The following is a 9179-nucleotide window of genomic DNA, read 5'->3' as shown; positions in this document are numbered from 1 at the left end:
CGCGAGTCCGAGCAGGATGAACCCCCTGTTCACGTAGCGGTGTTCGACTCCAGGCGTGCCCGCAAGAGGCTCCTCGCAGATCAGCCGGGCCAGCGCCGCGGCGGAGGCGGCGGCCGAAGCGGCGGCCGAGAGGCCGGACTCCGCCGCGGAGACGACGCTGCTCGCCTTGCCGTCCGAGGAACAGCCGGCCAGCGCCGCCGCCCCGAGCACGGCCGCGGCCAGGGCGCCCGCCAGGGCGCGGCGGGGGCGCCGGACCACGGGGGCGTCCGGGTCCTGCACGGTCGGCCGGCAGGGGGCCGGCCTCCGGCGCTCGGGGTGGTGGTCCGGCTGACGGTCCGGCTGGCGATGCATCGGGGTCCTCGATTCTGCCCGGCGCCGGAGTGCCCGGCACACCTGCCGCCCACCCTCCGGAACGGCGCCCGCGGCCGCCAGCAGGGGTGGTGCTTCCGGGTGAGGCGCGCGGGCGCGGCGGGGCAGGGCGGGCGCGGCGCGGCGAGCCCGGCGGGCCGGTGCCCGGGAAGCCGGCCACCGGGGCCGGTTTCCCGGGCAAGCGCGTCACCCCGCACCCGGGGACGGGCTCAGGACAGCCCGGAGCCCTCCTGCGACTCGGCCTCCACCGCGGCCCGCTCCTCGCGCAGCCGGACCACGTGCCGCCGGCGGGCCACCACCCCGTACGCCGCCGCCGCGCTCCCCGCGAAGGCGAGCACGCCCACCCACGGACGGTCGAAGGCATGGCCGCTCAGGTGGTCCAGCGAGTACCGGCCCGGCCCGGCCAGGCCCAGCGCCAGACCGGTCGCCCCGAGGAACGCCGGGTACTCGTAGCCGCCGGCGGTCATGAAGAAGCCGGCCGGGGCGTGCACCGCGACCGCGCCCGCCATGGTGCCGGCCACCACCGCGCCGGCCGCCGGCGTGGCCAGGCCCGCCACGAGCATGGCGCCGCCGCCCGCCTCACCGAGCCCCGCCGCGATGGCGCTCCGGCGGCCCGGATGGAAGCCCATGTGCTCCATCGCCTTGGCGGTGCCCTCCAGGCCGCCGCCACCGAACCAGCCGAACAGCTTCTGGGTGCCGTGCGCGATCAGCACCCCGCCGACGGCGCCGCGCAGGGCCAGCAGGCCCAGGTCCTTACGGTTCAGACACATGTCGAGTCCTCGTTCCAGCGGAGGTGTCGGCTTGCGTAGCAGCCGGTTTCCATAGCAGCCGAAAGGGCGGGCGGACTCGACCCGGGACCGCCATCCGGGCGAATATCGAAGGAGCGAGGAATAACGGGAGCGAGCAGAGCGGAGCGGCGGATGACCGTCACCCGGCCGGAGCGGCCCACGTACGTCCTGGACGGCCACCTGATCACCGACCGGGAGGCGTTCTACGCAGCCCTCGGCACCGCCCTGAACGGCCCCGGCGGCTACTACGGCTCCAACCTCGACGCGCTGGCCGACTGCCTGCACGGCGGGTTCGGCCCCGCTCCCCCGTTCACCCTGGTGTGGGAGGACTCCGACACCGCCCGCCGGCACCTGACCGGCACCGTCTTCCTCGGCGACCGGCGGCTCGACTACTTCGACGCGATCCTCGCCACCTTGCGCTCCGAGGGCGTGGCGGTCGAGCTGCGATGATCGTCCCGGCCATGCTTGGCCCATGTTCGTCTTCAACCTGAGCAGCGCCTTCATCGCCTTCTTCGCCGTCGTCGGCCCGCCGAAGGTCCTGCTGTCGTTCGCCCGGCTGGCGGCGACCCGCTCCACGGGGGAGCTGCGCCGGCTGGCGGCCTGGTCCACGGTGATCTCCGCCCTGATCGGGCTGGTGCTCGCCTACACCGCCGACCCGGTCACCACGCTGTTCCACATCAGCGACCAGTCGCTCCAGCTGGCCGGCGGGACGATCTTCTTCGTCTACGCCGTCGCGCTGGTCCTCGGCATCCACCTGGGCGCCGGCGCCGACGAGGCCGACGAACACCTGTCCAACCCGATGGTGGACGGCATCCGCGAGCTGCTGCTGCCGTACATCGCCAGCCCGCTGGCGGTCACGGCGGTGCTGGTGGCCTCGCTCGTCAAGGACGACTGGGGCTGGCGCACCACCGTCGCCGGGGCCTACATCTCCGTCGTGGTGATCAACTACTTCTGCGTGGCGGCGCTGGCCCCGCTGATGCGGCGCACCCACCGGACCTCGCTGGAGGTGCTCTCCCGGCTGCTCGGCCTGCTGCTGGCCGCGGTCGGCGTGGAGCTGTTCCTCAAGGGCCTGGCGGGGCTGGGCGTGCACCTGCCGGACTCGCACTGAACCCGGACTCGCACGGACCCCGGGCGCCGGCCGGCCGGCAGGTGCGGGCCCGTGCGGTCAGCCGGCCGCCAGCCGGGCCAGCACCTCGCCGATCCGGTCCCGGACCAGCGGGTCGGTGGCCAGGCCGTCCGGGCCGACACCGTGCCGGTCCAGCGGGATCCGGACGCAGGCCTCGTCCAGCACGGCCGCGCCGGTGTAGCCGAGCACGGTCCGCAGGGTCGCCTCGGCGCCCTGGCCGCGACCGGGGGCGGCGGCGTTGATCCAGCCGGCCGGCTTGTCCGAGATCTCGGTGCCGCCGACCGTCCAGTCGAGCAGGTTCTTGAACGCCCCGGGCAGGGTGCCCGCGTACTCGGGGGTGCAGATCAGCAGGGCGTCGGCGGCCTCGATCGCGGCCCGCAGCCCGGCGACCGGGGCCGGCAGCGGGTCGGCGTCGTGGTCGGGGTTGAAGTGCGGCAGTGCGGCCAGGCCGGTGTAGTACGTGGCGGTGACGCCCCGGAGCGAGTCCGCGACGGCGGCGGCGGTGCGCAGCACCGTCTCGTTGGTGGAGCCGGCGCGCAGGCTGCCCGGGAGCAGCAGGATGTGACGGTCGTCGTTCGGCATGGCGAGGAACCTACCGTTCCGCCGGGCCGGGCGCCGCGCCGTGCGGCGCGAAACGGCCGGTGCGCGGGGAGGGGGGTGCGAAGCGGCCGGCACGGCGGGGAGGACGGCCGGTCAGGGCACGACCACGGGGCGCCAGGGCACCGGGCTGGAGAGGATCATCGAGCTGGCCGGCTGGCCGTAGCCGCCGAGGCGGTCGGTCAGTGCCTCGAAGTCGGCCATCGCCGGCACCGCGACCACCAGCACGCAGCAGGCCCCGCCGGTCACCCGGTGCAGCTGGAGCACCTCGGGCCAGTTGGGCACCTCGGGATCGCGCAGCACGCAGCGCGGGCCGTAGCACTGGAGCTGGACCACCGCGGTGATCGGCAGCCCGGCCCGGGCCGGGTCGACGTGGGCGTGGTACCCGCTGATCACCCCGTCCGCCTCCAGCCGGCGGACCCGCTCGGCGACGGCCGGCGCGGAGAGGCTCACCCGGCGGGAGAGCTCGTTGTAGGAGAGCCTGGCATCGGCCTGCAGTTCGGCCAGCAGGCGGCGGTCGACGGCGTCCATGAGGGGCTCCCGGTGGGTCGTGATCAGCGGGTTCGGATTGGCTGGATTCCGCTGCTTTGTGATCATAAGGACGATCGGCCCAAATACCACTCGAACGACAAGTAGGAGCGGCCGAGCGGTGTCCGGAGCCCATTCAAGAGCGGGTGGTAACCGCCGCACAATGGGGCCCCGCGACGATGCGGGTCATCAGGAGGGATCGGGATGGGGCACGACACGGTGGAGACACCCAGCCTGTCATTCGGTAGGGGCGGCGAACCGGGTCACGGCACCCCGTACGCCCGCTACGTGCGGCTGGCCGAGCTGCACAGCCTGCAGAATCCGCGCAGCAAGGTGCCCGCCGAGCTGTCGTTCATCGTCACCACCCAGGTGATGGAGCTGCTTTTCGGCCTGCTGCGGCACGAGTGGACGCTGGCGCAGCAGTCGCTGCGCGAGGACGACCTGCCGGCCGCGCTGGCCGCGCTGCGCCGCGGCACCCACGTCCAGGACGTGCTGGTCGAGTCCTGGGACCTGCTGGCGACCATGACGCCGCAGGAGTTCAACGCCTTCCGCTCGGTGTTCGGCGAGGCCTCGGGCTTCCAGTCCTCGGCCTTCCTGCACCTGGAGTTCCTGCTCGGCAACAAGAACGCCGCCCTGCTGCGGATGTACGACGAGGTGCCGGAGACGCGCGCCGAGCTGAGCGAGGCGCTGCGCTCCCCCGGTCTGTACGACGACGCGCTGGCGCTGCTCGCCCGGCGCGGGCTGGACGTGCCGCACGAGCCCTCGGAGCAGCGACACCACGCCGACCCGGCGGTCGAGGCGGCCTGGCGGCGGGTCTACGACGAGGCGGAGTACGCGGCGCTGCAGCCGCTCGCCGAGGCGCTGCTGGACGTCGCCGAGCGGGTGACCCGCTGGCGCCAGCGCCACCTGGCGGCGGTCAAGCGCGCGATGGGCGCCAAGCCCGGCTCGGGCGGCTCCAGCGGCCTGACCTGGCTGCGCAAGTCGGCCGAGCAGGACGTCTTCCCCGAGCTGTGGAACGTCCGGGACGAGCTGTGACCGGCCCGACGACGGGCGGGCCGGCCGTGCCCGGGCCGTCGGCGGGCGCGCCGTTGGACGAGCAGGCGGCGGACAGGTCGGCGAACGGGCCGGCGAACGAGCAGAGGGCGAACGAGAGCGCCGGGAACGAGAGGTTGGGCATGATCACGCGCGAGGAGTGCGAGGCGCTGGACGCCGTCGACCCGCTGGCGGTGTTCCGCAAGGAGTTCGCACTCCCCGAGGGGATCGTCTACCTGGACGGCAACTCCCTCGGTGCACTGCCGGCCCGCACCCCCGGACGGGTGCGGCAGGTGGTCGAGGAGGAGTGGGGCCGGGAGCTGATCCGCAGCTGGAACGACGCCGGCTGGTTCGAGCAGCCCTACCGGCTGGGCCGGCGGATCGCGCCGCTGATCGGCGCCGACCCGGCGGAGGTGGTGGTCTGCGACACCACCTCGGTCAACCTGTTCAAGGTGCTGACGGCCGCGCTGCGGCTGCGCCCCGGCCGCGGCACGGTGCTCGGCGACCGGGTGGCCTTCCCCACCGACCTCTACATCGCCGAGGGCGTGACCGGGCTGTTCGACGGCGCGCGCAGCGTCCTGGTCGACCCGGCGGAGCTGGACCGGCACCTGGACGCGGACGTCGCCGTCGTCGTCCTCTCGCACGTGGACTACCGCACCGGCGAGCTGCTGGACATGCCGGGGATCACCGCCCGGGTCCAGGCCGCCGGGGCCCTGATGATCTGGGACGTCTGCCACTCGGTGGGCGCCCTTCCGGTCGAACTCGGCGCGAGCGGCGCGGACTTCGCGGTCGGCTGCACCTACAAGTACCTCAACGGCGGCCCCGGCTCGCCGGCCTTCCTGTACGTGGCCGGGCGGCACCTCGCGGCCGGGCCGGAGCAGCCGCTGAGCGGCTGGTTCGGGCACGCCCGCCCGTTCGCCTTCGAGCCCGGCTACGACCCGAGGGAGGGCATCGGCCGGTTCCTGACCAGCTCGCCCTCGCTGCTCGGACAGGCCGCGCTGGAGTCCTCGCTGGACGTCTGGGAGCGGGCCGACCTGGCGGCGGTGCGGGCGAAGAGCCTCGCGCTGACCGATCTGTTCATCAGCCTGGTGGAGGGTCTGGACGGGGTCGAGGTGGCCACCCCGCGCGAGCACGCCCGGCGCGGCAGCCAGGTCGCGCTGCGGCACGCCGACGGCTACCCGGTGGTCCAGGCGCTGATCGCGCGCGGCGTGATCGGGGACTTCCGCGCCCCGGACCTGATGCGGTTCGGCTTCACCCCGCTCTACCTGTCGTACACCGACGTCTGGGACGCGGCGCGGCAGCTGGCCGAGGTGCTGGAGAGCGGCGAGTGGCGGGAGGAGCGCTTCTCCCGGCGCGGCGAGGTGACCTGACGGGAAGGCGGATGAGGCGGCCGGAGCCCGTCCGGCCGCCTCATCCGCCTCCGCCGGAAAGGGTTCGAGCCCGTACGGTCGGGCAGGTTCTCCTATGACCCATCGTCAGATCATAGGAGGGATGCATGAACGTTGAACTCGGACCACTGAAGCCCGAACCGGCCGAACTGATCGTCGGGCTGGCCTGCTTCTTCCTGATGTTCTGGCTGCTGGGCCGCAGGATCCTGCCGCGGATCGACCGGGTGCAGGCCGACCGGCGGGATGCCACCGAGGGCCGGGAGGAATGCGCCGAGGAGCTGCGCACCGAGGCGGAGCTGGTCCGCCGGACCCGCGAACGGGAGCTGGCGGACGCGCGGCACGAGGCGGCCCGGATCCGCCAGGAGGCCGCCGAGCAGGGCGCGGCGGCCATCGCGGCGGCCCGCGAGGAGGGCGTCCGGGAGCGGGACCGGCTGGTCGCCGAGGCGAACGCCCGGATAGCCGTCGACCAGGCGCTCGCCGCCGTCACGCTCCGGCAGGACGTCGGCGAGCTCGCCGTCGAGCTGGCCGGGCGGGTGGTCGGCGAGTCGGTCTCCGCCGTCGCGGCCCGGCGCGGCACGGTGGAGCGGTTCTTCGACGAGCGCTGAGCCGCGCCCGCCGGCTGCTGCCCGGTGACGCCGGACGGCCCAAGGTCTTCGCGGACGAGGGGCCGTCCGGCGCTGCCGTCACGGCGCGGTCAGCTCCCCGACCAGCCGCCGGTAGACGTCGAAGGCCGGCTTGCGCGAGTAGTCCCCCCGGAGCAGGCCGAACCGGTCGAAGAGGCCGGCCCCCGCACTGTCCGCGTCCCGCAGGCTGAAGAACGCGTAGCCGTCGACGGTGAGTTCGGCGGCCAGGCCGGCGACCGTCCGGATCACCTCCTCCACCACCTCGGCCTGCCGCTGCTCGGTGCGGTCCGGGCCGGTGGGCCAGCCGTGCTCGCAGATCCGGATCGGCACCGACGATCCGATGCCGGCCTTGGCGAGCGCGTCCCGCCGGAAGCCGGTGAGCACACCGGCCACCGCCTCGGCGAGCCGCTCCGGCCGGACGGGCCGGAAGACGTCCGGGAAGAAGTCCAGGCCGACGTAGTCGAGCGCCCGGTGGAACCGCTCGTCGGCGAGCGTGCCGAGCTCCGCCCAGAAGGTGTCCGCGGGGTCGAGGTTCAGCGCCGCGTTGAACCCGACCGCGAGGTCGTACCCGCAGGCGAGCGCCTCCTCCTTGGCCGCGACCACCCCCTGGACGAGCGCCCGGCGGACGTTGGGGATGCTGCCGTCCACCGGGGGCAGGTCGGCGTTCGGCTCCTCGCAGATCTGCAGCGCGCCGATCAGGTGCCCCTCGGTCCGGACGGTGTGCCGTACGTGCTCCAGCCAACCGTCCAGCCGCCCGCTCGGCTCGCGGAACTGGAGCACCAGGTCGAGCCGGCGGCCCTCGGCCGCGTAGCGCCCGGGCTCGGAAGGGGTGGCCGCCGCAACGGGTACCGCGTCGGTGTACGAGCGGTAGGCGCGCACCAGGAAGGCGGGCGCCGCGCCCTGGAGTTCCCGCAGGGCCGCGGTGATCCGGGCCGGGTCGTCGGGGCGGACGGGTTCGATCACGCCGGTCTCGTCGCCGAGCAGGCCGCCGGGGTAGATGCCGAAGGTGAAGGTCATGCCGCCACCGTAGCCGATATTTTTGGTGTCACTCCAAATTTTGTGCGGCACCAGGATTCCGGCATGATGTCCGCATGACCCCAGCAGTGCCTCCTGCCGGGCCCGCTCCCGGGGCTTCTTCCGAGCCGGCCGCCACGGCCACCGCCCCGGCTCCCGCCGTGGGCCTGCGCCAGCTCAAGAAGCAGCAGACCCGCACCCTGCTTTCCGACACCGCGATGGGCCTGTTCGCCGAGCGCGGGTTCGACCGGGTCACCGTGGCCGAGGTGGCCAGAGCCGCCGGCGTCTCGGCCAACACGGTGTTCAACTACTTCCCGACCAAGGAGGACCTCTTCTTCGACCGTCAGGACGAGGTGGTGGCCCACCTGGCGCACGTGGTGCGGCAGCGGCCGGCGGGCAGCCCGGCCGTCGACGCAGTCCGGGCCGACCTGCTGGCCGGGCTGGCGGAAGGGGAGCCGACGTACGGGCTGAGCACCGAAGCCACCGTGTTCTGGCGGATGATCGCCGAGAGCCCGGCGCTGCAGGCCCGGCTGCTGGAGCTGGGCGAACGCGCCGAGGCGGCGCTCGCCGAGGCACTCGCCGAGGAGTCGGGCGCGGAGCCGGACGACCCGCTGCCCCGGCTGCTGGCGGGCGCCCTGGCGGGGGCGCACCGCGCGGTGCTCGCCGAGATCCGGCGGGGCATCGTGGCGGGCGAACCGGTCGCGGTCGTCCGCACCCGGGTCGAGACGGCGGCCGCGGCGGCCTTCGGCCTGCTGCGGGCGGGGCTGGCGGACTACCCGGCGCCCTGACCGTCACGGCGCGCACCGGGCACGCCCCCACGGACTGCCGGCACCGGTCCGGGACTCCTCCGTACCGGCCAACCGCCGTGCCGCCGTCCACCGCCCGCTAGGTTGGAGCCATGACTTCCGAGGAGCAGGAGCACCACCAGGACCCGCACGCCCCGCTCGCCGCCGTCGCGGCCAGCACCGACGTCCTGCGACACCCCGAAGCCGGCGAGCACCTGCTCACCGAACAGGAGCACGTACGCGCCGCCCGGTTCCGGCGCGACGCGGGGCGGGTCGACTACACCGCCGCGCACATCCTGGTCCGGTTCTGCGCCGCCCGGCTGCTCGGCGTCCCCGCCGACTCGCTGACGCTGGCCCAGCACTGCCCCGACTGCGAGAAGACGGACCACGGCCGGCCGTACCTGCCGGACCACCCGGACGTCCACGTCAGCCTCTCCCACACCAACGGCGTGGTGGCGGCCGCCGCCGGGCACCACCCGGTCGGCGTCGACGTCGAGCTGACCACGCGCACCGGCACGCAGCTCGACGTCGCCGGGCGGGTGCTCAGCCCCGCCGAGCTGCGCCGGGTCGAGGCGCACCCGGAGCCGGAGCTGGCGTTCCTGCGGCTGTGGGTGCGGAAGGAGTCGCTGATCAAGCTCGGGCGGGCCAGCCTGGACGGGCTCGCCACCGTCGACCTCTCCGCGCTGCCGCTCGACGTCCCGGCCGACGGGCCGCTGCGCAGCCGCTACCAGGACCTTCACCTGCTGGACTGGACCGAGCCCGCGCAGGGGGTCGCCGTCTCCGCGGTGAGCACCGCCGCGCCCCGGATCGTGGTGCTGACGCCCCCGGCCGCGGCCCCGGCGGCGGCCGCGGCCCCGGCCCCAGCGCATCGGAAGAGAACACGACGGTACACACGTCACTAAGGCAACCAACTCGTTGGGCGACTATGT

At 74.4% G+C, this 9179-nt stretch carries 11 protein-coding genes and 1 pseudogene; 7 read left to right on the top strand and 5 right to left on the bottom strand.

The features are described from left to right. Positions 1–351: pseudogene (locus ABZ885_RS30275) on the bottom strand (hypothetical protein); the annotation flags it as partial. A gap of 227 nt (positions 352–578) precedes the next feature. Continuing rightward, positions 579–1139, bottom strand: coding sequence for a DoxX family protein (locus ABZ885_RS30270; RefSeq protein ID WP_360195472.1), 561 nt, complete (start codon positions 1137–1139; stop codon positions 579–581). 150 nt (positions 1140–1289) lie between these two features. On the opposite strand from ABZ885_RS30270, the gene ABZ885_RS30265 reads away from it, so the two are divergent. Continuing rightward, positions 1290–1607 carry a barstar family protein gene (locus ABZ885_RS30265; protein WP_360195469.1) on the top strand — a complete coding sequence of 106 codons (318 nt, stop codon included), beginning with the start codon at positions 1290–1292 and terminating at the stop codon, positions 1605–1607. Positions 1608–1629: 22 nt separating this feature from the next. Further along, positions 1630–2265, top strand: coding sequence for a MarC family protein (locus ABZ885_RS30260; protein ID WP_360195467.1), 636 nt, complete (start codon positions 1630–1632; stop codon positions 2263–2265). Positions 2266–2322: 57 nt separating this feature from the next. On the opposite strand, the gene ABZ885_RS30255 is transcribed toward ABZ885_RS30260, so the two are convergent. Next, on the bottom strand, positions 2323–2865 hold the full coding sequence (locus tag ABZ885_RS30255; protein ID WP_360195464.1) for an NADPH-dependent FMN reductase: 543 nt from the start codon (positions 2863–2865) through the stop codon (positions 2323–2325). A 111-nt stretch (positions 2866–2976) separates the two neighbouring features. Beyond that, positions 2977–3411, bottom strand: a complete 435-nt coding sequence (locus ABZ885_RS30250; protein WP_360195462.1) for an Lrp/AsnC family transcriptional regulator — start codon at positions 3409–3411, stop codon at positions 2977–2979. Between the two features lie 201 nt (positions 3412–3612). On the opposite strand from ABZ885_RS30250, the gene ABZ885_RS30245 reads away from it, so the two are divergent. From ABZ885_RS30245 to ABZ885_RS30235, 3 genes are all read left to right on the top strand, one after another. Continuing rightward, on the top strand, positions 3613–4443 hold the full coding sequence (locus ABZ885_RS30245; protein ID WP_360195459.1) for a tryptophan 2,3-dioxygenase family protein: 831 nt from the start codon (positions 3613–3615) through the stop codon (positions 4441–4443). A gap of 140 nt (positions 4444–4583) precedes the next feature. Continuing rightward, complete coding sequence (kynU, locus tag ABZ885_RS30240) at positions 4584–5810, top strand: kynureninase (protein ID WP_360195456.1); 1227 nt, start codon at positions 4584–4586, stop codon at positions 5808–5810. 125 nt (positions 5811–5935) lie between these two features. Next, positions 5936–6433, top strand: coding sequence for a hypothetical protein (locus ABZ885_RS30235; protein WP_360195453.1), 498 nt, complete (start codon positions 5936–5938; stop codon positions 6431–6433). 78 nt (positions 6434–6511) lie between these two features. On the opposite strand, the gene ABZ885_RS30230 is transcribed toward ABZ885_RS30235, so the two are convergent. Further along, positions 6512–7468, bottom strand: a complete 957-nt coding sequence (locus ABZ885_RS30230) for a hypothetical protein (protein WP_360195450.1) — start codon at positions 7466–7468, stop codon at positions 6512–6514. Between the two features lie 74 nt (positions 7469–7542). Between ABZ885_RS30230 and ABZ885_RS30225 the strand changes: the two genes are divergently transcribed. Together ABZ885_RS30225 and ABZ885_RS30220 are read left to right on the top strand one after the other, a co-directional pair. Further along, on the top strand, positions 7543–8253 hold the full coding sequence (locus ABZ885_RS30225; RefSeq protein WP_360195447.1) for a TetR family transcriptional regulator: 711 nt from the start codon (positions 7543–7545) through the stop codon (positions 8251–8253). A gap of 110 nt (positions 8254–8363) precedes the next feature. Continuing rightward, positions 8364–9152, top strand: a complete 789-nt coding sequence (locus ABZ885_RS30220; protein ID WP_360195444.1) for a 4'-phosphopantetheinyl transferase superfamily protein — start codon at positions 8364–8366, stop codon at positions 9150–9152. Positions 9153–9179: the final 27 nt, after the last annotated feature.

Source organism: Kitasatospora sp. NPDC047058 (assembly GCF_040643935.1).
Lineage (GTDB): Bacteria > Actinomycetota > Actinomycetes > Streptomycetales > Streptomycetaceae > Kitasatospora.
Note: the sequence above shows the minus strand (reverse complement) of the source record. Positions and strands in the feature narration are given on the sequence as shown.